The organism is Microbispora hainanensis, assembly GCF_006874475.1.
Lineage (GTDB): Bacteria > Actinomycetota > Actinomycetes > Streptosporangiales > Streptosporangiaceae > Microbispora > Microbispora hainanensis.
Map to the genome: position 1 here is coordinate 18,013 of NZ_VIRM01000071.1, position 20,812 is coordinate 38,824.

The 20,812-nt window shown below is 71.3% G+C and carries 20 protein-coding genes; 10 read left to right on the forward strand and 10 right to left on the reverse strand.

Translation table 11 applies throughout. From position 1 onward, the window contains the following. Positions 1–6: 6 nt before the first annotated feature. Positions 7–1,452: an aldehyde dehydrogenase family protein gene (locus tag FLX08_RS36390; protein ID WP_142624810.1), complete on the reverse strand. Its 1,446-nt coding sequence runs from the start codon at positions 1,450–1,452 to the stop codon at positions 7–9. Positions 1,453–1,670: 218 nt separating this feature from the next. On the opposite strand from FLX08_RS36390, the gene FLX08_RS36395 reads away from it, so the two are divergent. Beyond that, a complete protein-coding gene (locus FLX08_RS36395; protein ID WP_142624811.1) occupies positions 1,671–2,300 on the forward strand; it encodes a TetR/AcrR family transcriptional regulator in 630 nt (209 codons plus the stop codon). Between the two features lie 22 nt (positions 2,301–2,322). Here the strand turns inward: FLX08_RS36395 and FLX08_RS36405 are convergent, their stop codons facing one another. Beyond that, positions 2,323–4,182, reverse strand: coding sequence for a PucR family transcriptional regulator (locus FLX08_RS36405; RefSeq protein WP_244313146.1), 1,860 nt, complete (start codon positions 4,180–4,182; stop codon positions 2,323–2,325). A 108-nt stretch (positions 4,183–4,290) separates the two neighbouring features. Here FLX08_RS36405 and gabT point away from each other — a divergent pair, with 108 nt between their 5' ends. Together gabT and FLX08_RS36415 are read left to right on the forward strand one after the other, a co-directional pair. Beyond that, entirely contained in the window at positions 4,291–5,640 is a 1,350-nt protein-coding gene (gabT, locus tag FLX08_RS36410) for a 4-aminobutyrate--2-oxoglutarate transaminase (RefSeq protein WP_142624812.1), read from the forward strand. 170 nt (positions 5,641–5,810) lie between these two features. After that, positions 5,811–6,059, forward strand: a complete 249-nt coding sequence (locus FLX08_RS36415) for a hypothetical protein (RefSeq protein ID WP_142624813.1) — start codon at positions 5,811–5,813, stop codon at positions 6,057–6,059. A 105-nt stretch (positions 6,060–6,164) separates the two neighbouring features. Here the strand turns inward: FLX08_RS36415 and FLX08_RS36420 are convergent, their stop codons facing one another. After that, the gene (locus FLX08_RS36420) at positions 6,165–6,755 is read right to left on the reverse strand and encodes a TetR/AcrR family transcriptional regulator (RefSeq protein ID WP_142624814.1); all 591 of its coding nucleotides are present in this window, start codon (positions 6,753–6,755) and stop codon (positions 6,165–6,167) included. Between the two features lie 87 nt (positions 6,756–6,842). Here FLX08_RS36420 and FLX08_RS36425 point away from each other — a divergent pair, with 87 nt between their 5' ends. After that, on the forward strand, positions 6,843–7,400 hold the full coding sequence (locus tag FLX08_RS36425) for a hypothetical protein (RefSeq protein ID WP_142624815.1): 558 nt from the start codon (positions 6,843–6,845) through the stop codon (positions 7,398–7,400). Positions 7,401–7,433: 33 nt separating this feature from the next. Here the strand turns inward: FLX08_RS36425 and FLX08_RS36430 are convergent, their stop codons facing one another. From FLX08_RS36430 to FLX08_RS36445, 4 genes are all read right to left on the reverse strand, one after another. Beyond that, on the reverse strand, positions 7,434–8,603 hold the full coding sequence (locus FLX08_RS36430) for an extracellular solute-binding protein (protein ID WP_142624816.1): 1,170 nt from the start codon (positions 8,601–8,603) through the stop codon (positions 7,434–7,436). A gap of 96 nt (positions 8,604–8,699) precedes the next feature. Next, a complete protein-coding gene (locus tag FLX08_RS36435) occupies positions 8,700–10,193 on the reverse strand; it encodes a CoA-acylating methylmalonate-semialdehyde dehydrogenase (RefSeq protein WP_142624817.1) in 1,494 nt (497 codons plus the stop codon). After that, positions 10,180–11,475, reverse strand: coding sequence for an aspartate aminotransferase family protein (locus FLX08_RS36440; RefSeq protein ID WP_142624818.1), 1,296 nt, complete (start codon positions 11,473–11,475; stop codon positions 10,180–10,182). Before FLX08_RS36440 ends, FLX08_RS36435 begins: the two co-directional genes overlap by 14 nt. Before the next feature lie 69 nt (positions 11,476–11,544). Beyond that, positions 11,545–13,014, reverse strand: coding sequence for an MFS transporter (locus FLX08_RS36445; protein WP_142624819.1), 1,470 nt, complete (start codon positions 13,012–13,014; stop codon positions 11,545–11,547). A gap of 83 nt (positions 13,015–13,097) precedes the next feature. Here FLX08_RS36445 and FLX08_RS36450 point away from each other — a divergent pair, with 83 nt between their 5' ends. From FLX08_RS36450 to FLX08_RS36465, 4 genes are all read left to right on the forward strand, one after another. Next, on the forward strand, positions 13,098–13,808 hold the full coding sequence (locus FLX08_RS36450; protein ID WP_142624820.1) for a TetR/AcrR family transcriptional regulator C-terminal domain-containing protein: 711 nt from the start codon (positions 13,098–13,100) through the stop codon (positions 13,806–13,808). 82 nt (positions 13,809–13,890) lie between these two features. After that, positions 13,891–15,501 (forward strand): PucR family transcriptional regulator, encoded by a 1,611-nt coding sequence (locus tag FLX08_RS36455; protein ID WP_142624821.1) that lies wholly within the window; start codon positions 13,891–13,893, stop codon positions 15,499–15,501. Positions 15,502–15,672: 171 nt separating this feature from the next. Next, positions 15,673–15,885 (forward strand): hypothetical protein, encoded by a 213-nt coding sequence (locus tag FLX08_RS36460; RefSeq protein ID WP_142624822.1) that lies wholly within the window; start codon positions 15,673–15,675, stop codon positions 15,883–15,885. Between the two features lie 132 nt (positions 15,886–16,017). Continuing rightward, positions 16,018–17,487, forward strand: a complete 1,470-nt coding sequence (locus FLX08_RS36465; RefSeq protein WP_142624823.1) for a phosphodiester glycosidase family protein — start codon at positions 16,018–16,020, stop codon at positions 17,485–17,487. A 67-nt stretch (positions 17,488–17,554) separates the two neighbouring features. Here the strand turns inward: FLX08_RS36465 and FLX08_RS36470 are convergent, their stop codons facing one another. After that, on the reverse strand, positions 17,555–18,445 hold the full coding sequence (locus FLX08_RS36470) for a phenylalanine 4-monooxygenase (RefSeq protein ID WP_142624824.1): 891 nt from the start codon (positions 18,443–18,445) through the stop codon (positions 17,555–17,557). 131 nt (positions 18,446–18,576) lie between these two features. Between FLX08_RS36470 and FLX08_RS36475 the strand changes: the two genes are divergently transcribed. Continuing rightward, positions 18,577–19,050: an Lrp/AsnC family transcriptional regulator gene (locus FLX08_RS36475; RefSeq protein WP_142624825.1), complete on the forward strand. Its 474-nt coding sequence runs from the start codon at positions 18,577–18,579 to the stop codon at positions 19,048–19,050. Positions 19,051–19,157: 107 nt separating this feature from the next. On the opposite strand, the gene FLX08_RS36480 is transcribed toward FLX08_RS36475, so the two are convergent. Together FLX08_RS36480 and FLX08_RS42665 are read right to left on the reverse strand one after the other, a co-directional pair. Further along, positions 19,158–19,859: a formylglycine-generating enzyme family protein gene (locus FLX08_RS36480; protein WP_244313147.1), complete on the reverse strand. Its 702-nt coding sequence runs from the start codon at positions 19,857–19,859 to the stop codon at positions 19,158–19,160. 9 nt (positions 19,860–19,868) lie between these two features. Beyond that, positions 19,869–20,204 (reverse strand): sensor histidine kinase, encoded by a 336-nt coding sequence (locus FLX08_RS42665; protein WP_167530716.1) that lies wholly within the window; start codon positions 20,202–20,204, stop codon positions 19,869–19,871. Positions 20,205–20,250: 46 nt separating this feature from the next. On the opposite strand from FLX08_RS42665, the gene FLX08_RS42670 reads away from it, so the two are divergent. Beyond that, a partial coding sequence (locus tag FLX08_RS42670) for an ABC transporter permease (protein WP_244313148.1) occupies positions 20,251–20,812 on the forward strand: 562 nt, incomplete at its 3' end.

The following is a 20,812-nucleotide window of genomic DNA, read 5'->3' on the forward strand; positions in this document are numbered from 1 at the left end:
CTGGTTCTAGAGCGTGAGGCCGCTGAGCACCATGACCTTCTCGTAGGTGTAGTCCTCCATGGCCGAGCGCAGCCCCTCGCGGCCCACCCCCGACTCCTTCACCCCGCCGTACGGCATCTGGTCGGCCCGGTAGGACGGCACGTCGCCGATGATGACGCCGCCGACCTCCAGCTCGCGATTGGCCCGGAAGGCGACGTCCAGGCTGCGGGTGAAGACCCCGGCCTGCAGGCCATAGCGGGAGTCGTTGACCGCGGCGAACGCCTCGTCGACCGAGGCGACCCGCTGCACGATCATGACGGGCCCGAAGACCTCCTCGCAGGCCACCTTGGCGTCGGCGGGCACGTCGGCCAGCACGGTGGGGGCGACGGCCGAGCCGTCCCTGGTGCCGCCCGCCAGCAGGCGCGCCCCGGCCGTGACAGCCTCGTTCACCCAGCTCTCGACGCGGATCGCGGCGTCCTCGCTGACGAGCGGACCGACCTGCGTCTTGTCGTCCGCGGGGTCGCCGGTCACGAGCGCGCCGACGGCGGCGACGAGCTTGTCGGTGAACGCGTCGGCGACCGCGTCCTCCACGATCACCCGCTGCACCGCGATGCAGCTCTGCCCCGCCTGGTAGTTGGAGAACAGCGCGATGCGGCTCGCCGCCCAGTCGAGGTCGGCGTCGGCCAGCACGACCGCGGCGGCGTTGCCGCCGAGTTCGAGCGTGACGTGCTTGCGCGGCACGCTGTCCATGATCGAGTAGCCGACCGGGCCGGAGCCGGTGAAGGAGATGACCGGCAGCCGCGGGTCCTCCACCAGGGAGGACGCCCGGTCGTTGGGCACCGGCAGCACGGAGAACATGCCCTCCGGCAGGTCGGTCTCGGCCAGGATCTCCCCGAGGACGAGCGCCGACAGCGGGGTCGCGGGCGCGGGCTTGACCACGATCGGCGCGCCCACGGCGATCGCGGGAGCCACCTTGTGGGCCACCAGGTTGAGCGGGAAGTTGAACGGCGTGATCGCCAGCACCGGGCCGTACGGCACGCGCGAGACGTAGGCGAGCCGTCCCTGCGCCGCCGCCTCGGTGTCGAGCCGCTGCACCTCGCCGCTGAAGCGGCGGGCCTCCTCCGCGCCGAAGCGGAACGTGGAGATGGCGCGGCCCACCTCGCCACGGGCCCAGAAGATCGGCTTGCCGTTCTCCGCGCTGATCAGGCGGGCGATCTCCTCGGCGCGCTCGGTCAGCCGCCGGGCCACATGGGCCAGCGCCTCGGCGCGTACGTGGATGGGCAGCGCGGCGGCCTGCTTGCGCACGGCGTCGGCGGCGGCCACGGCCTGCTCGACCTGCTGGGGGGTCGGCACCGAGTGGACGCCGACGACCCGGCCGTCGTGAGGATTGGTCACGGCCTGCTCGGCGTCTCCCGTCGCGGGGCGCCCGGCGAGCCAGAAGGGGCGGGGTTCGGAAGTGCGGCCTACGTCCATGTCTTCACGCTATGCCACCTGGTGTGAGCCGGTCGTTACTCCGGACGGGCCAACCGGCACCCCCCACCACGCCATCATGGACAACTTCCCTGATGTCACAGATGCGCGGCAATTTCATGATGTTTTCTGTTTCATCGCGGTTTGAAAGGCGAGCGGCATGGTTAAGTCATCATCCGGGTCTGTCGCGGGACCCCCAATATGAGAAGGGCTCGTCGCTGATGGGTACGCCGGCGCCGCTCGGTCTTCAGGGTGCCTACGCACGCGGCCATCGCAGCAACTACGACGAGCTGCGCACCCGTCTTCTCGACGTCGCCAACGACCTGCTCACCAAGGCCGGGCCGGAGAGTCTCACCGTACGCAGGATCGCCGCCGAGGCGGGCTGCTCCACCCAGGTCATCTACACGATGTTCGGCAGCAAGGAAGGCCTGGCCGAGGCGCTCTATCTGGAGGGCTTCGAGCGGTTCCGGCGCAGGCTGGAGGCCGTGCCGCACCGCAGCGACCCGCTGGAGCACCTGAGCCTGCTCGGTCCCGCCTACCGGGAGGCGGCGCTGGCCGAGCCCGGTTACTACAGCCTCATGTTCGAGCGGGCCATCCCCGGCTTCGTGCCGAGCGAGCGCGCCCGCACGCTCGCGCGGGCCGCGCTCAACATCGTCGACCGGGTGATCGCCGACTGCATCTCCGCCGGTCACCTCGTGCCCACCCAGCCGAGGAAGATCGCCGACGCGCTGTGGGCCGCGGCGCAGGGCGCGCTCAGCCTGGAACGTGCCGGTCATCTGCCCGACGGCAAGACCTACGAGATCGTCACCGAAGCCGCCATCCGCGCCTTCCGCACGCATCCCCCGGCCTGAGCTGCACTGACAAGCACAGGGGTCACAGGCACAGCGCGACCCAGAGCTCGGCCCGGACCGCGGGATCGTCCAGATCGCGTCCGAGCAGCTCGCTCACCCGCTTCATCCGATAGCGCAGCGTGTGTCGGTGCACGCCCAGGCGCTGGGCCGCGGCGTCCCAGTGGCCGTTGCTGGCCAGGTAGGCACGCAGCGACTCGACCAGGTCGGCGCGCGAGCCGTACTCGCGGAGCGGCGCGAGGATCGCCGCCGCGAACGACGCGGCGGCGGCGGGATCGAGCAGCGACAGCAGCCCGCGCCCGGCGAGCTCGCTGAAGCGCGCGACCGGCGAGGCGGAGACGAGCGCCCGCCGCGCCTGGTCGAGGGCCCGGTCGAGCGCGGCGGCAAGGTCCTTATCGGGGACCCGGTCGGGGACGCGATCAGGGACGCGATCAGGGACGCGATCGGAGGGCCGATCGGAGACACGGCCGGAGACATGACCGGAGACATGACCGGGCCCGTTTGCGGCGACCGGGCGGGACGCGCCGCGGTCGGCGGGTCCGGCCGCGGCAGGTTCCACGCGGCCGTCTATGCGGCTGTCCGTACGGCTGTCACCGCGGCTCCCGGAGCGGACGATCTCCACCCCGGGCGCGCTGACCCCGACCCGGCCGTGCTGTGCGGCCAGCGCGACGACCTCGTCGGCGTACGCGTCCGGAGCCAGCACGACGAGCAGCCCTTCCCAGGGCGCGGTGAAGATGTCGTCAGGCCGGCGGCGGGGGCCGGAAACGGCCGCCACAGCGCCGCGCGGGCCGGGCGCCGCGCCGGTCGGGGCCCCTGTCGGCGCCCCTGTGGGGGCCCCGGTCATGGACTCGGTGAGCGCCTCGGCCAGCGCCTCTGGGTCGGGGGTGTCGCAGGCGAGGACCGTGACCGGCTCCCCGGGCAGCCGCAGGCCCAGGGCCGCCAGCGTCTCCACGGCCGCCCCCGCCTCGCCGGCCAGCAGCAGCCGGAGCACCGCCGACCGCACCCGCGCCGCCGCCGAGCGCTGCTCCCTGCCCTGTTCCAGCGCCAGCGTCAGCAGAGACCCGGCGGCGTTCACGACCGTGTGCGCGATGGGCGAGAACGGCCGGGGCGACCCCACCGCGAAGAACCCCCTGCGGCCCAGCGGCTGGACCACGACGTGCTCGTCCGGGGTCGACAGGGCGAGGCTCGCCAGGGACGGCGCGCTCCGCAGCCGGGCGATCTCGGGCTCCAGCGACCGTGCCGCCTCGCCCGCCCAGTCGTCCGCCGCGCCGCGCCGATCTCTCTGACCTGCGTGCCGGTCACCCGGGCCTCCTGCTTTTCCCGGCCCGGCATGGCGGCCGGTCGCGTCGGCGGCGTGCCGTACGGCGCCGGCGGGGTCGAGCAGCAGCGCCCAGCCGCCGATCTCCCTGGCCAGCCGGTCCACCACGGCCGGCGGCCCCTCCCGCTGGAGGGCGGCGCGGGTGAGCCTGCCCTGCGCCGCGAAGGCACGGCTGATCTCCTCGTACTGCTCCCCCGCGAGCAGCTCGCTGACGGCCTTGCCGATCGCGATGAAGGGCGTGTCCCTCGGCACCTCGACCAGCGGCAGCCCGGCGGCCTCGGCCGCCTCGGCGAAACCGGGCGGCACGGCGTCGTGGCTCAGCCCCACCCCGAACCCCAGCCCGGTGACGCCCCGCGCCACGAGCCGGGAGACGTACGGCACGGCGTCGCCCGCGGACAGCCGCATGCCGGTCGTGAGCACCAGCTCGCCGCCCTCGAGGAACGGCGTGGGGTCCTCCAGCTCGCTCACCGCGACCCAGCGGACGGGGCGGTCGAGACCGTTCCGCCCGGCGAGAACCTCCAGGTGGAGCGGTACGATCGCGGTGATCCGGCGCAGCGTGGGTGCCACTGCTCTTCCCCCCGAACGGCCGGCTTGTCCGCACCGGCCAAAAGTACGCCTACATTCTGACATAGCGGCATATCGGCTGGTGGCGACGGTGGCCGTACCGTCGGAGATATGAGCACTGCCATCACGCACGGCGGCCCGCAGCTTCCGCAGGAGCGCCGCCTCGTCACCGAGATCCCCGGTCCGCGGTCGCGCGAGCTGTTCGCGCGAAAGCAGTCCGCCGTGCCTTCGGGCATCGGCATCACGCTGCCCGTCTTCGTGACCCACGCGGGCGGCGGTGTGATCGTCGACGCGGACGGCAACTCGCTGATCGACTTCGGCTCCGGCATCGCCGTCACCAACGTCGGCAACGCCGCCCCGAGGGTCGTCGAGCGCGTGCAGAAGCAGGTCGCCGACTTCACCCACACCTGTTTCATGGTCGCTCCGTACGAGTCGTACGTCGCGGTGTGCGAGAAGCTCAACGCGCTCACGCCCGGCGACCACGAGAAGCGGACGTTCCTGGTCAACAGCGGCGCCGAGGCCGTCGAGAACGCGGTCAAGGTCGCCCGGCACGCCACCGGACGGCAGGCGGTCGTCGTCTTCGACCACGGCTACCACGGCCGCACGCTGCTGACGATGACGCTGACGGCCAAGAGCATGCCGTACAAGCACGGGTTCGGGCCGTTCGCGCCCGAGGTCTACCGGGTGCCGCTCGCCTACCCGTTCCGCTGGCCGACCGGCCCGGACAACTGCGCCGAGGAGGCCGCGGCCCAGGCGATCGACATGATCAACAAGCAGATCGGCGCGGAGAACGTCGCGGCGGTGCTCATCGAGCCGATCGCGGGCGAGGGCGGCTTCATCGAGCCGGCCCGCGGCTTCCTGCCGAAGATCGTCGAGTTCTGCCGCGCCAACGGCATCGTCTTCATCGCCGACGAGGTGCAGACGGGCTTCGCCCGCACCGGCCACATGTTCGCCTGCGAGGACGAGGGCATCGTGCCCGACATCATCACCACCGCCAAGGGCATCGCGGGCGGCCTGCCGCTGGCGGCCGTGACCGGCAGGGCCGACCTGCTCGACCACGTCCACAGCGGCGGGCTGGGCGGCACGTACGGCGGCAACCCGCTCGCCTGCGAGGCGGCCCTCGGCGTGCTGGAGACCATCGAGCAGGACAGGCTCGTCGAACGCGCCCGGCACATCGGCGAGATCATGCTGCCCCGCCTGCGCGCCATCCAGGAGCACAACCCGATCGTCGGGGACGTGCGCGGGCGCGGCGCGATGATCGCGGTCGAGCTCGTCGTCCCGGGCACCAAGGATCCCTACCCGGCGGCCGAGATCGCGCGCAGGTGCCACGAGCAGGGCCTGCTCGTGCTCACCGCCGGCACGTACGGCAACGTGCTGCGCTTCCTGCCGCCGCTGGTGATCCCGGACCACCTGCTGGAAGAGGGTCTCTCCATTCTGGAGAAGGCGCTCAACGTGGGGTAGAGCGTTTAATAAACACCAAAAGGGGCACCCGGTCTGTTCCGAGGTGTCCCTTTTGTTGTTGTACGGCTTGCGTTATGCCTCGATTTAACCATCGCTTGGCCCGACTCGCGCCGATCACGAAGGGTAACCGCGTTATAACGGTTCCGATAGGCGATCGAGGGGGGACTTTGATGGGCTGGAACCCGGACGGCGCCGAGCGGCTCATGCTGACGTTCGACCCTGCCGGCCTCACCACCACGCAGCGCGACGGCGACGCCTGCGTCGTCTGCCACAAGAAGTGGCCCCGCCCCCGCATCAAGGTCGGCATGCTGCCCGACAACGCCCCCGTCCACGCCTGCGACGACTGCGCCGAGGCCCTGCTGCCCGCCCCCGAGGGCAAGGTGCCGCTGCCCCGCCGCTCCCGGGCGGCCATGTCCTGACCCCGGTTCGCGGTCATGACCTGACCAGCCGTTGCCGGCCACGTCCTGACCACCCGTTCCCGCTCATGGCCGGCCCACGGCGTATCTCCACGAGCGGCGCCCAGCTCAGGTCGCCAGATCGTCGAGGTGGGCGGCCAGCACGGCGCTCACGCGATCAGGAGGCATCGACTCCGGCCGGGTCAGCACGTGAACGGTCAGGCCGTCGATGAGGGCGTGCAGCCGCGCCGCCTCGAACTCGGCGTCCCGATGGCCGGCGAGCTCCCCCTGTTCGGCGAGGGCGCGGACGGCCAGGGCCGTCGCCTCCGCCACCCCGTCGTCCGCGCGGCGCAACCAGTCGACGGCGGCCGGGTCGCCCTGGGCGCGCGCGGCAAGCTGCAGCCAGACCTCGGCCTCCGCGCGCCGTTCCTCGTCCATGGGCAGCAGCTCCTCCAGCAGGCGGCGTACGGCGACGCGCACGGGTCCGTCATAGACGGTGGTCTCGATACGCGCGCGGGCCCGTGCGATGACGTGCTCCATCGCGAAGGCGAGCAGCTCCGCCTGGGTCGAGAAGTAGTGCCGCAGCGCGCTCGGTGACCAGCCGGCCTCGGCCGCGATGCTGCGGACCGTGGCGGCGGCCACGCCGTCCCGGCGCACGACCCGCCACAACGCCTCGGCGATCTCCTCGCGCCGCACCTCATGGTCCACGATCTTCGGCACAGCTTCCTCCCGCCACGCACCCGCGCGCTTTTTATAGCACAATGTGCGATAAAGGTTTGTAGCACGCCGTGCGAAAAAGGAGCCCGGATGCTGTTCGGACTGATCGTCGCCTGCGAGGTCGCGTTCTGGGTGCTGCTGGGCGCGGGGCTCGCCGTCCGCTATCTCCTGCGCAGGCGGCGGCTCGGCGGCCTGCTGCTGCTCGCCGTCCCCCTGGTCGACCTGGTCCTCCTCGTCGCGAGCGTGGCCGACCTCCGCGCCGGCGGGCGGGCGGAGTTCACGCACGGGCTGGCCGCGGCCTACCTGGGGTTCACCGTCGCCTTCGGCCACGACATGGTGCGGTGGGCCGACCTCAGGTTCGCCCACCGGTACGCCGGAGGGCCGCCGCCCGACCGGCGTAGGCGTTACGGCAGGGAGCGGGCCCGAGATGAATGGCGCGCCTGGGGCAAGGGCATGATCGGCTGGGCCGTCGCCTGCGGCCTGCTGCTGGCCGGCGTCGTGGCCGTCGGCGACCTCGAACGCACGGCGGCGCTCCTGGGATGGGCCGGACGCCTCACGTTCGCCATGGTGGTCTGGCTGGTGTTCTGGCCGCTCGCCTGCACCCTCTTCCCCACCCGGCCGCCCGTGGACGCCCGTGAGGAGAAGTGACCGGCGATCCCCACCGGCTCAAAACACGGCGGCTCAGGACACGACGCGCGACCAGCGCTCCACCCACTTGTCGTACGCCTTCGGGCGCACTGCGAAGTAGACGCCCCGGAACGCCTGGGCGGTGCCGACGCGGTAGTCCGCGCAGATCCGGCGGGCCGCGCCGGTGCACCCCTTGGGGTTGGCCGGGGCGAGCCCCATCCAGGACGACACCCTGCGCTGCACGTCGGGCGACGTCGTGAAGTCGAGCCACTTGTACGCGCACGAGGGGTGCGGGGCCTGGGACGACATCATCCACGAGTCGGCCCAGCCGGTCACCGGCCGGTCCGTCAGCGCCCTGACCGGCTTGTGCCCGCGCCTGAGCACGTCCAGGTGGTACGGCGTGGCCTGCGCCAGCCGTACCGACCCGGTCGCGAAGCCCTGGACGACCTCGACGGGGTCACGCCAGAACGTGTGCTCGCCGTCCTCGTCCGAGGTGAACAACTCGGCGGCGGCGTCGAGCTGGGCGTCGGTGAGGTCGAACGGGTCCTTGATGTCCGCGCCGACGTCCGTGCCCTGGGCCTTGAGCACCAGCGCGGCGTCGGCCAGCGACAGCGGGCGGTCCCGGAACATCACGGGCCCCTTGTCCGTGAAGAGCGACTCCGGGCCGTCGGGGCCGGCCTTGCCGGTGTCGTAGAGGATCTCGTTGGTCGCCCACACGTACGGCACGCCGTAGACGTGCCCGCCCCGGGTGACCGACGGCAGCGTACGCAGCCGCTTGGGGATCTCGTCGTAGCCGTGCAGCAGTCCGGTGTTGAGCGGGGCGGCCTTGCCCTCGTCCATCAGCCGGCCTCCCACCTCTGGGGTCACGGAGATCACGTCGAACGACGACGGCGGGAAGTCGCCCGGCCGCTCCGCCGCGCGCGGGTCGTAGTAACGCAGGCTGACCTTGCAGCCCGTCTCCTTCTCGAACGTGCCGACCCACTTGACCTTCGGATCGACGCCGCCCCACTCGGCGTACCCGTCGATCGCGACCACGCTGAGCGTCCCCTCGCCGCGCCCGACCGACGCGAGCGGGGTGGGCGTAGCGCCGGACGAGGAGGGGGACGACGCGCTGGGGCCGGCCTCGCCCGCGGCCGCCGAAGTGCCCGGCGTGGCCACCTTGGTCGCGGGCGCGGGCCGGCCGGCGCAGGCGGCGGCGAGCAGTCCCACGGCCGCGACCGTCATGACCAGGTGTGTACGGCGCACGCACGACCCCCCGTGACAGAAGACGGACGCCCCGAGCCTACTGGGCCCCAGTGGCTCGGGGCGTCGCCTGCGAGGTCAGGCGTTGGTCGGGAAGCCGAGGTTCACGCCGCCGTGGGAGGGGTCGAGCCACCGCGAGGTGACGACCTTGCCCCGGGTGTAGAAGTGGACCCCCTCGGTGCCGTGCACGTGCGTGTCGCCGAACAGTGAGGCCTTCCAGCCGCCGAAGCTGTAGAAGGCCATCGGCACCGGGATCGGCACGTTGACGCCGATCATGCCGACCTCCACCTCGTTCTGGAAGCGCCGGGCCGCGCCGCCGTCGTTGGTGAAGATCGCCGTGCCGTTGCCGTACTCGCCGGTGTTGATCAGCTCAAGGCCCTCCTCGTACGAGCGGACGCGCACGATCGACAGCACCGGGCCGAAGATCTCCTCGCGGTGGACGCGGGAGTTCGGCGGCACGTGGTCGAGGACGGTCGGGCCGAGCCAGAAGCCGTTCCCCCGGCCCCCGCGCACGGGGGTCTCCCTGCCGTCGACCACGAGCTTGGCCCCCTCCTCGACGCCGAGGTCGAGGTAGGACGTCACCTTGTCGCGGTGGGCGGCGGTCACGAGCGGGCCCATCTGCGACTCGGGGTCGGTTCCCGGGCCGATCCGCAGGTCCCGCACCCGCGACACGATCTTCTCGACCAGCTCGTCACCGATCGGGTCGACCGCGAGCACCACGGAGATCGCCATGCACCGCTCCCCCGCCGAGCCGAAGCCCGCGGAAACGGCCGAGTCGGCGACCAGGTCGAGGTCGGCGTCGGGCAGCACGAGCATGTGGTTCTTGGCCCCGCCGAGCGCCTGCACCCGCTTGCCGTGCGCCGTGCCGGTCTCGTAGACGTACCGCGCGATCGGCGTGGAGCCGACGAACGACACGGCCCGTACGGACGGGTGCTCGAGCAGCCGGTCCACCGCCGCCTTGTCGCCCTGGACCACGTTGAACACGCCGTCCGGCAGGCCTGCCCGCTGCCACAGCTCGGCGAGCAGCAGCGACGCGGAGGGGTCGCGTTCGGAGGGCTTCAGCACGAACGTGTTCCCGCAGGCGATCGCCACCGGGAACATCCACATCGGCACCATCGCCGGGAAGTTGAACGGGGTGATGCCCGCCACCACCCCGAGCGGCTGGCGGATCGAGTAGGAGTCGACCCGGGTCGAGACGTTCTCCGAATAACCACCCTTGAGCAGGTGGGGGATGCCGCAGGCGAACTCCACCACCTCAAGGCCGCGGGCCACCTCGCCCAGCGCGTCGGAGTGCACCTTGCCGTGCTCGGCCGTGATCAGCGCGGCCACGTCGTCGCGGTGCGCGTCGAGCAGCTCGCGGAACCGGAACAGGACCTGTGTGCGCTTGGTCAGCGACGCGTCGCGCCAGGCGGGGAAGGCCCGGGCGGCGGCCTCCACCGCGGCGTCGACCTCCTCGGCCGTGGCCAGCGACACCCGGCCGCTCACCTCGCCGGTCGCCGGGTCGAACACCTCCGCCGTACGGCCCGCGCCCTCGGCGAGCGCGCCGTCGATCCAGTGGTTAACGTGCTTCATCGTTGACGGTCTCCAGAGCGGTGACGAGGATGCCCAGGCCCTCGCGGGCCTCGTCCTCGGTGAGCGTGAGCGGCGGGGCCATGCGCAGCGTGCTGCCGTACAGGCCGCCCTTGCCGGCGAGCAGGCCGAGCCGCTTGGTCTCCTCCATGAAGCGGGCGGCCAGGGCGGGGGCGGGCGCGCCGGTGCCGGGGTCGACCAGCTCGACCGCGAACATCAGGCCCTTGCCCCGCACCTCGCCCACGAGGGGCAGCCGCCCGGCGGCCTCGCGCAGCCCGGAGAGGATGATCTCGCCGGTGCGCGCCGCGTTGGCCTGCAGGTCGTGGTCGAGCACGTAGTCGAGCGTCGCGTTGGCCGCCGCCATCGAGATCGGGTTACCGCCGAAGGTGGACAGGCCCACGGCGTGGGGGCCGTCCATGAGGTCGCCGCGCGCCACGATGCCGCCGACCGCGAAGCCGTTGCCGAGCCCCTTGGCGAAGGTCATCATGTCGGGCGTAACGCCGTGGTTCTGGATGCCGAAGAACGCCGAGCCCGTACGGCCCCAGCCGGTCTGCACCTCGTCGGAGATGAACAGGATGCCCTCCTCGTCGAGGACCTCCTTGTAGGCGGCGAACAGGCCGTCGGGGGCCATGGTGAAGCCGCCCACGCCCTGGATCGGCTCGGCGATCAGCGCGGCGACGTCCTTGGTGACGGCCGTGGCGAGCACGTGGCGCAGGTCGTCCACGCAGGCCGCGATGTAGTCGGCGTCCGACATGCCGCGGAACTGCACGAGGTGGCGGTCGGCGCCGTGCAGGAAGTGCACGTTGAGCGGCGACAGCGAGTTGTTCTTCCACGACCGGTTGGAGGTCACGCTGATCGCACCGAACGACCGGCCGTGGTAGCTCTGCCGCATGGCGAGCACCTGGTCGGACCCGCGGGCGTAGGTGGCCAGCAGCAGGGCCGTCTCGTTGGCCTCCGTGCCGGAGTTGGTGAAGAAGACCTTGGCGTCCGGGATGCCCGACAGGCGGGCGATCTTCTCGGCCAGCTCGACCTGGCTGCGGATGAGATACAGCGTCGAGGTGTGGACGACGCCGGTCGCGAGCTGGCGCTCCACGGCCTCCCGCACCTCGGGCACGTCATACCCGATCATGTTGGTGAGGATCCCGGCGAAGAAGTCCAGATAACTCTTCCCGTTCGCGTCGACGACGCGGTTGCCCTTGCCTCCGACGATTTCGATGGGCTCGTTGTAATAGAGGGCCATCCAGTTCGGCATGACCGCGCGATGGCGTGCGAGAAGGTCCGACATGCTCCGAGTATCCCGGCTGGCGGGTGACCGCCTCACCCGTCAGCCTGTCTGGGATATCTCGAACTTCACTTACACAGTGGTGGGCGCCGCCGATTCCTCCGCCGGAGCCGGTCCGGCGGCCTTCCGGCGCAGGACCAGCAGCGCGACCAGGGCCGCCGCGAGCGAGCAGGCCGCGCCCACCCACGAGCCGACCGACATCGCCGACACGAACGCCTCGCGTCCGGCGGCGGCCACGGCCGGGTCGCCGAGGGTCGTCGCGACACCGATCGACTCGCGCGCCGCCGGCGGCGCCGACTCCGGCATGGCCGCCGTGTACGCGGCGGCGAGCACGCTGCCGAGGACGGCCACGCTCAGCGCCATGCCGACCTGCTGCACCGTGTCGTTGAGCGCGGAGCCGACCCCTGCGCGCTCGGGCGGCACCGCGCCCATCAGCGTCGCGTACGCCGCGGGACCGGCCAGGCCGCCGCCCACCCCCATGACCATGAGGCCGGCGATCAGCGTGCCGTATCCGCCGGTGAGCGTGGACAGCAGCACGAACCCTGCGGCCATGACGACGAGGCCCGAGGCGATGAGCACCCGGTTGCTCACCTTCTTGCCCAGCGACGCGCCAAGGACGTTGAACACCGTCGCCGCCACCACGTAGGGCAGCAGGGCGAACCCGGCCTTGAGCGGGTCGTAGCCCAGCACGAACTGCAGATACTGCGAGATGGCCAGCATGAGCGCGCCCGCGCCGAACGACAGCAGCACGATGGAGAAGCACGCCCCGCTGAACGAGCGGTTCCGGAACAGCCCGAGCGGCAGCATCGAGTGGGGGGTGCGGCGCTCCCACAGCACGAACGCCAGCAGGGCGGCCGCCGAGAGCGCCACCGCGAGGGGGTTGAAGTGCCCGCCGGGCGCCGAGATGACGGCCCAGACCAGCCCGCCCATCCCGGCCGTGGACAGGATCACCCCGAGCGGGTCGGCGCGCCGCGTCTCGCCGTACGTCTCCGGCATGAGCGCGAAGGCCGCGACGATCGCCAGCACCGCGATCGGCACGTTGATCAGGAAGACCGAGCCCCAGTAGTAGTGCTGGAGCAGGAACCCGCCGACGGTCGGACCGGCGATGACGCCGACCATGGCGACCGAGCTCCACACGGCGATGGCCTTGCGCCGCTCGCTCTCGTCGAACACGGTGATCAGGATCGACAGGGTGGACGGCATCACGCAGGAGCCGCCGACGCCCATCAGCGCGCGGGCCGCGATGAGCTGCCAGGGCTCGGTGGCGAGCATGGCCGCCAGGGAGGCGCCGCCGAAGAACGCCAGGCCGATCACCAGCATCCGCCGCCTGCCGTACCGGTCGGACAGGCTGCCCGCGGTGAGCAGCAGGCCCGCGAAGACCAGGACGTACGCGTCGATGACCCATTGCACGTCGGACGGCGTGGCGCCGAGGTCGCGCATGAGCGACGGGATCGCGAGGTTGAGGACGGTGTTGTCCACGACCAGGGTCAGCAGGCTCAGACAGAGGACGCCGAGGATCCACCAGCGTCGGGGATGGGACATGAAGGTCACCTCGAACAGTGTGCGAGTAGTGTCGGACACTGTACGACTTCATCGAACACTGTGCGAGCGAATATTGTGAGGCCGTGTCAGCGAAGCCGTTCTCCTCGGTCTGGACCCGCGAGCGCAAGGGAGGGCGCGAGCAGGGCCTCAGCCGCGACCAGATCGTCCGGGCGGCCCTGGAGCTGCTCGACGCCGAGGGCCTCGACGCGCTCAGCATGCGCAAGCTCGGCGCCCGCCTCGGCGCGGGGGCGACCAGCCTCTACTGGCACGTCGCCAACAAGGACGAGCTGATCGAGCTCGTGATGGACGAGGTCTATTCGGGCGTCGTGGTGCCCGAGGCGGCCGACTGGCGGGAGGCGGCGAGCGTCTTCGCCTACGGCATGCGCCAGGCGGTCTTCGACCATCCGTGGAGCGCGAGCCTCATCGGCGTGGTCCCCGCGCTCGGGCCGAACGCGCTCACCTCGGCCGACCGGCTGATGGGCGCCTTCGTCCGCGCGGGGTTCGAGGGCATCGACGTGGACTACGCCATGACGGCCGTCGTGTCGTACACGCTGGGCGCCACGATCCCCGAGGTCGCCTTTCTCAGCTCGCTGAAGGCGACCGGCAAGAGCGTGACGGAGCTGCAGGCCGCGGTGGACCCGCTCATGACGAAGCTGGCGGCCGACCGGCCCAACCTGCGGGAGCGCTACCGGTCCTACACGCACCAGAACTTCGACCCGATCGTGGCCCGGCGGCTCGCCTTCGAGTTCGGGCTGATGGCCCTTCTCGACGGCCTCGGCACGCGCCTGCGCTGAGATCCGGACGCGACCTGCGCCGAGATCAATGTGTCAGCCGGTGGGGGGTCATCCTTACATTATGATCAGGTAGCCTCTGAGCATGCTCCCCACGGTGGCAGACGTGCTCGCGCTGGACGCCGTCCGGCGAGGCAGCCCCCGGGTGGTGGCGGGCGGCGACCGGCTGGACACCCGGGTCCGATGGGTGCACGTGGGCGAGGTCCACGACATCGCCCATCTGTTACGCGGCGGCGAGCTGGTCCTGACGACCGGGGTGGCGCTGCCGAACGAGCCCGACAAGCTGGCCGACTACGTCAGCGAGCTCGCCGCCGTCGGCGCATCGGGCCTGATCGTCGAGCTCGGCCGGCGGTTCGTCCGCGAGCTGCCGAGGGCGGTGGTCAAGGCCGCGGAGGAGCACGGGCTGCCGCTGATCACGCTCGCCCGCGAGACGCCCTTCGTCCAGATCACCGAGTCGGTCCACGCGCGCATCATCGACATCCAGCTCCAGGAGCTGCGGGCCTCCGAGCAGTTGCACGAGGTGTTCACCGAGCTGTCGGTCGAGGGCGCGTCCCCGGCCGAGGTGCTCAACCAGGTCGCCCGCTTCTCCGGCCGCCCGGTGCTGCTGGAGAACCTGGCCCACCAGGTCCTGGCGTGCGACGCGGCCGGGGGCGACACCGGGAGCGTGCTGGCCAACTGGGAGACCAGGTCGCGCGCGGTGATGCCGGCCGAGCGGACCGCCTACGACGCCGCCGCCGGCTGGCTGGTGACCATGGTCGGCGCCCGCGGCCAGGACTGGGGACGGCTCATCCTGCTGTGCGACGGCCAGCCCAGCCCCCGTGACATCGTGCTCGCCGAACGCGCGGCGACCACGCTCGCGCTGAGCCGCCTGCTGGAGCGCCACCAGGAGTCCCTGGAACGGCAGGCGCACGGGACCATACTGACCGGCATTCTCACCCACGCGTACGCCGACCCCGACGAGGCCGCCGCCCGCGCCCGCGCCGTCGGGGTCCCGCTCACCGGCCGCAGGCTCGTCAGCGCCGTGATCCGGCTGACCGCGTCCGTCGGCACCGCGCTGGGCGAGCAGGCCAGGCTGGGCGAGCTCGCCGAGGCCGGCGCCGCCGCCTGCCGCGAGGCCAAGCTGCCCGCCCTGGTCGGGGCGCTGGACCAGAGCCGCGTCGGAGTGCTGCTGCCGCTGCCGCCCCGCATGGCCGCCGAGGCCGCGCTCGGCGCGCTGGCCGAGCGCCTGCGGGCGAACTTCGCCACGCCGTTCGTGCTGGCCGCCGGCTCGGTCGTGGAGTCGATCAAGGACGTACGGCGCGGCTTCCTGGAGGCCGAGCAGGTGGCGGAGGTCGCCGTGCGCCAGCCCGACGGGCGCCCGTTCTACCGCCTGCCCGACCTGCGGCTGCGCGGCCTGTTGCACCTGCTGCGCGACGACGCCCGGCTGCAGACCTTCGCCGAGCGCGAGCTGGGGGCCCTGCTGGCCCACGACGCCCAGCGGCACGGCGACCTGACCAGGATCCTGCGCATCTATCTCGACGCCGGGCGCAACAAGGCGGTGGCCGCGCAGAAGGCCCACCTGTCCCGGCCGGCGTTCTACGACCGCCTCCGGCGGCTGGAGCGGGTCCTCGACACCGACCTCGACGACGTCGAGTCGTGCCTGTCGCTGCACGTCGCGCTGCTGGCCCTGGAAACCTTCCGCCGCGAGGCCACCTGATCGGAAAACGAGGGGCAGACGATTTGACCCGTTACAGGGCTCGATGGGCGGCTCCTCGCAGAGATGCTGCCACCCGGAACGTAGGTATGTCGTCCCGGGTGTAAGTCCTATCGCACCTGACTACTCTTCGTATACTCGCGCTCACGGGGTGAATCGTGCTTACCTCGAAGCGTGCCCACGATAAGCGAACCCAAGATCAGCCCGACGGTCGTGGTCCGGGCCCTGTCCGCACGTTTCCCCAGATGGACCATCTGGTGGGGCCAGGCCACCACGCACTACTGGGGCATGTCCCGGCGGCGCGACGGGCTGCTCGTCCACATCGAGGCCCGATCCGCGCAGGAGTTCGTCCAGCGGGCCCGGGAGATCGACTCCGACCCTCCCTGACGTTTTATGGGTTTACGCCCCTAGTGTCCGGTTGTTGTTGGGAATTTCATGCACTTCGGCGCGTTTCGGTCGTCTCCGGTGGAGATTGTCGCCACGATGGTCCCGCAAGGATCACCGATGGGGAGTAATCGCATGAGACGCCGCCTTGTCGTCGGGGCCGCCCTGCTGGCCCTGACGACGACCATCCCTTCGGTCCCGGCCGCCGCCGAGCCCGTCGCCGGACTGCCGACGACGAGTTTCCCCCTCGGTCAGCCCGGGATTCCGAAGTCGGCGGCCAAGAGCCTGGCCCCCGGAGTCCGCTACTTCACACTCGGCCACGGCACACCGCAGGACGGATACACGGTCAGCGTCGTCGTCAAGGGCAAGGACTTCATGTCGGAGGCCAACGCGCAGGCCCAGGCGACAGCCGTGCAGATGGCCGGTCTCGAGCCCGTCATCGTGAAGTTCACCCGGCCCGCTGTCGCGGACCACCCCGCCGGCGACTACTTCATGGTGCGGGTGGGCAGCTGGCCGCTCGACCAGAAGGCCGAGGCCGCCGCGGTCGTCAAGCAGCTCAAGGACGCCGGGGTGAGCGCGAAGGTCGATTTCCAGGGCGACGACGGCTTCGTCACCACCGGCCCCTGGAGCGTACGGGTCATCGTCGTCGACCCGCGCACGTTCCGCGGCTCCTACCGGGCGTCCCTGGGCACGAGCGTCGCCAAGCGGGAGAAGGTCTCGGCCATGGCCTCCGCCGTCAAGGCGCTCGCCGCCGTGAACGGCGGCTTCTTCGACATCCACACGCTGCCCGCGTTCCGCGGCGACCCCACCGGCATCTCCGTCGTCGGCGGCAAGCTGCTCAGCGAGGCCGTCGCCGGCCGGGTAGGCCTGGTCCTCCGGGGCCGTACGGCCCGCGTCACCGAGTTGTCGTCCTCGGTCGACGCCCGGGCGGCCGACGGGGCCACGGCCGAGGTGACCGGCCTCAACCGGGTGCCGAAGCCGGACGAGCTGGTCATGTACACCGAGGAGCTCGGACGGGATACCCCGCGGGACGACGGGATCGAGGCGGTCCTCGACGCCGCCGGCCGGGTGATCGCCGTCCGCGCGTCCGGCGGTCCCGTACAGCCCGGCACCCGTGTGCTGCACGGCGCCGGGGCCGCCGCCGGCTGGCTGTCGCAGCACGCGGGCGAAGGCACGATCATCACGGTCACGACCCGGGTCACCGACCTGCGGACGAACAAGGCCGTCCCGCTGACCCCGGAGACCAACATCATCGGCGGCGCGATCGGCCTGGTCCGGAACGGCAGGACCTCCATCACCGCGGCGCGGGACGGCATGGCCAACACCAACATGATCCTGCGGCGCCACCCGCGTACGCTCGCCGGCGTCACCCGCGACGGCGAGCTCCTCGTCGCGGTCGTCGACGGCCGCGCGCCGGGCAACACCATCGGCGCCTCGTTCTTCGAGGCGGCCGAGCTCATGCGCTGGCTCGGCGCGCGCGACGCGATCAACCTGGACGGCGGCGGGTCGACCACCATGGTCGTCGGCAAGAAGGTGGTCAACCGTCCGTCCGACGGCGCCGAGCGGGCGGTCGGCGACGCCCTGCTGATCGTCGGCCCGCGCTGAGCCAGCTCACGGGTCTGCCGGCGGGTCCGCTCCCGGGCTTGCTCCCGCGGCTTGCTCCCGGGTTTGCTCAGGCCGAGGACGTCGCGAGCAGGCGGGCGATGGACTCGTCGTCGCAGGTGTCCCAGAACGTCCCGACCGTGTCTTCGAGGTGGTCGAACGAGGCCGCCTCGAAGAGCACCTCCTGATATTTCGTGATGTCGTAGTGGGTAGTCCCCATCGCGGAGAGGTCGAGCGGGCGGATGTCCATCCCGCGAAACTCCTCGATCTCGCCGTACGAGCTGAGGATCCCCGCACCGTACGCCCGGAGTTCGCCGTCCTCCCGCATGACGCCGAACTCCATGGTGAACCAGAACACCTTGGACACGAACTCCAGCGCCTCGTCGGTCTCCACCCGGCGCGCCGCCCGGCCCGCGACCCGGTACAGCTCCGCGAAGCGCGGGGAGGCCAGGGTGTTCGCGTGCCCGATCACCTCGTGGATGACATCGGGCTCGGGGGTGTAGAAGGGCACGGAATGGTGCCGGATGTACTGCGTGGAGTGGAACAGGCCGTCCGCCAGGACGCCGTAGAACTCACGGAGCGGGACCAGCCCGGCCGCCGGCAGATAGCGGAAGCCGGTCAGCGGCTCCAGCAGGTCGCCGACCTCCTGGAGTTGCGGGATGCGGTCCTCGGGCAGGCCGAGCCGCTCGCTCGCGTCGAGGAACTCGCGCACCGCGTACTTCTGGTGCTTGACCGCCAGCTCCTTGGTGACGAGCGCCCACACGTGGTGCTCCTCGCCGGTGTACTCAGCCGTGGGGATGGGATCACCGGGGGTGTGACCGAGCGCCAGCGCCGCGATCGCATTGCGCCGCTCACGGTAGACGGCGTCCGCGAAACCGGGGTGGCTCGTGGCCAGCTCGACGACGACAGATCCGTCATCCTTCGTCGCGACCGGGGCGAAATACTGCGCTTCTTCGAACATACTCCGATAGGACAGCAAGTATTCGTTTGGCTGGCAAGAGTGACCAGTTGAGGTGTGCGAAACGCTCAAAACAGCGCGTTTGCGGTGGGTTCCACTGGTCGATCCGCTCAGTCGAGGCGTACCCTCGGCGCATGCTCGACGCGCTCGACAGCCGCCTCCTGATCACCATGCGGGCCAACCCCCGCATCGGGCTCACCGAACTGGCCCGTCTCCTCGGCGTCGCCCGCGGCACCGTGCAGGCACGGCTCGACAAGCTCACCGCGCGCGGCGTCATCAGCGACTTCGGCCCGACGATCACGACCGAGCAGATCGGCTATCCGATCCTCGCCTTCGCGTCCCTGCAGATCGCCCAGGGCCGGCTGACCGAGGCCGTGCAGTGGCTCGCGGACGTCCCGGAGATCCTGGAGGTGTACGGCACCAGCGGCCAGGCCGACCTGCTGTGCCGCGTGGTCGCCCGAAGCACCCCGCACCTTCAGGAGGTCATCGCCCGGATCCTCGCCTCGCCCGCCATCCAGCGGACAGACACGACGATCGCGCTGTCGACCCAGATCCCCTTCCGCATCGAGCCCCTGCTGAAGGCCGCGGTCACGCCGCCCCCGGAATAACGGCCGCGCTCCACAAAGCGTGGCGAGGCGGAACGGGTCCGGACAGTGCGGGTTCAGACAGCGCGGGTTCAAACAGAGCTGGTTCAAACAGAGCTGGTTCGGACTGATCAGGTTCGGATAGAGCGGGCCAGGCGCAAGCCGAGGTCGTCGATGCGGAACGTCGGGTGACTCTTGCGGCGGCACGACGCCCGGCATCCCCGGGGCAGGTCATGCGCCCCTCCCCCGCGGAACACCCGGTAGGGGCCGTACACCGTGGCGTCGTAGACGTCCCAGCACCACTCCCACACGTTCCCGATCATGTCGTACAGGCCCCACGCGTTCGGCTCCTTGGACCCGACGTCGTGCACCCGCCCGCCGGAGTTCTCCCGATACCAGGCGATCTCATCGAGCTCTCCGTACCGCACGCCGGTCGTCCCGGCCCGGCACGCGTACTCCCACTCCGCCTCGGACGGCAGCCGGTAGCCGTCGGCATCCCAGTCACAGATCACGTCCTGGGCGTTGACGTCTCCTCCGATGGAGTAGCAGGGAGTCAGCCCCGCCGCCTCCGAGAGCAGGTTGCAGAACCGCACGGCGTCGTTCCACGAGACCTCGGTCACCGGGGTCAGCGGTTCTCCGGAGCCGGACGGGGTCCCGTTCGTGATGGATCGGTACAGCTCAGTGGTCACGGGATAAGGCGCGAGCAGGAGTTCCTCGACCTCCGCCACCCAGTTCGTCCGCGTCCCCTCGTCGCGGAGGAGAATCCTCCCTGCGGGGACCCGGACCATCCGCTCGGCGGTCACCTCGGGCGGTGTCGATCCACGGCTGCTCATCGTCGGTTCCTATCCCCCGCCGCTGACCGGTGTCAATTCGCGTGCCGGGCTGGGATGTCGCGATGCGGGCAGCTCGACGACGACACGGAGTCCGCCCGGGAGGCGCGGGACGATGGTGAGGGATCCGTCGTGCACGTGGGTGATCCTCTTGACGATCGCCAGGCCGAGGCCGACGCCCGCGTGATCGTCGCGTGCTCTTCCGATGCCACGCTGGAACGGCTCGGTGAGTGTCGCGACCAGCTCTGGAGTCAGCCTCTCACCGCTGTTCTCGACGGTGAGCACCACCGTCTCGGGGCGGACGTCGGTCGCGACCCGCACAATGCCCTGTTCGGGCAGGTTATGCACGATCGCGTTGGCTCCGTCGACCGGGGTGATCTCGCCGGAGGTCTCGATGGCGACACCACGCTTCTCGGCGAGCGGGAGCGGCCACAGCGGAGGCCAGCGCAGGTGGCCCGGGACGGCGGGGGCGTTCGCCCGCGTCCAGCCGGGGACGATCAGAATCGACGCCGAAGCCTTCGGCAGGAACCTCGGTCTCCGGCCCGGTGACCGGGTCACGGTCAGCGTCGGCGACCGGCGAGACCGGCTACAGGTCGCGATCGGAGTCGTGATCGCCCTCATCGGGATCGCCAACACCCTGGGGCTCTCCGTGCTCGAACGCGCCCGCGAACACGCGATGCTGCGCGCGCTCGGGCTCACCCGCGGACAGCTCCGGCGGATGCTGGCGACCGAGGCACTGCTGTTGTCAGTCGTGGCCACCCTGCTCGGCACCGTGATCGGCATCGGCTTCGCCTGGGCCGGCTACGAGACCATCGTGAAGCGGGCTCTCCGCGACGCCACCATGCACGTCCCATGGTCATCACTCGGTGCCGTCGTCCTCATCGCCGCCCTCGCCGGACTCCTCGCCGCTGTCCTCCCGGCACGCCGGGCCGCCAAGGTGACTCCAGCCGCAGGGC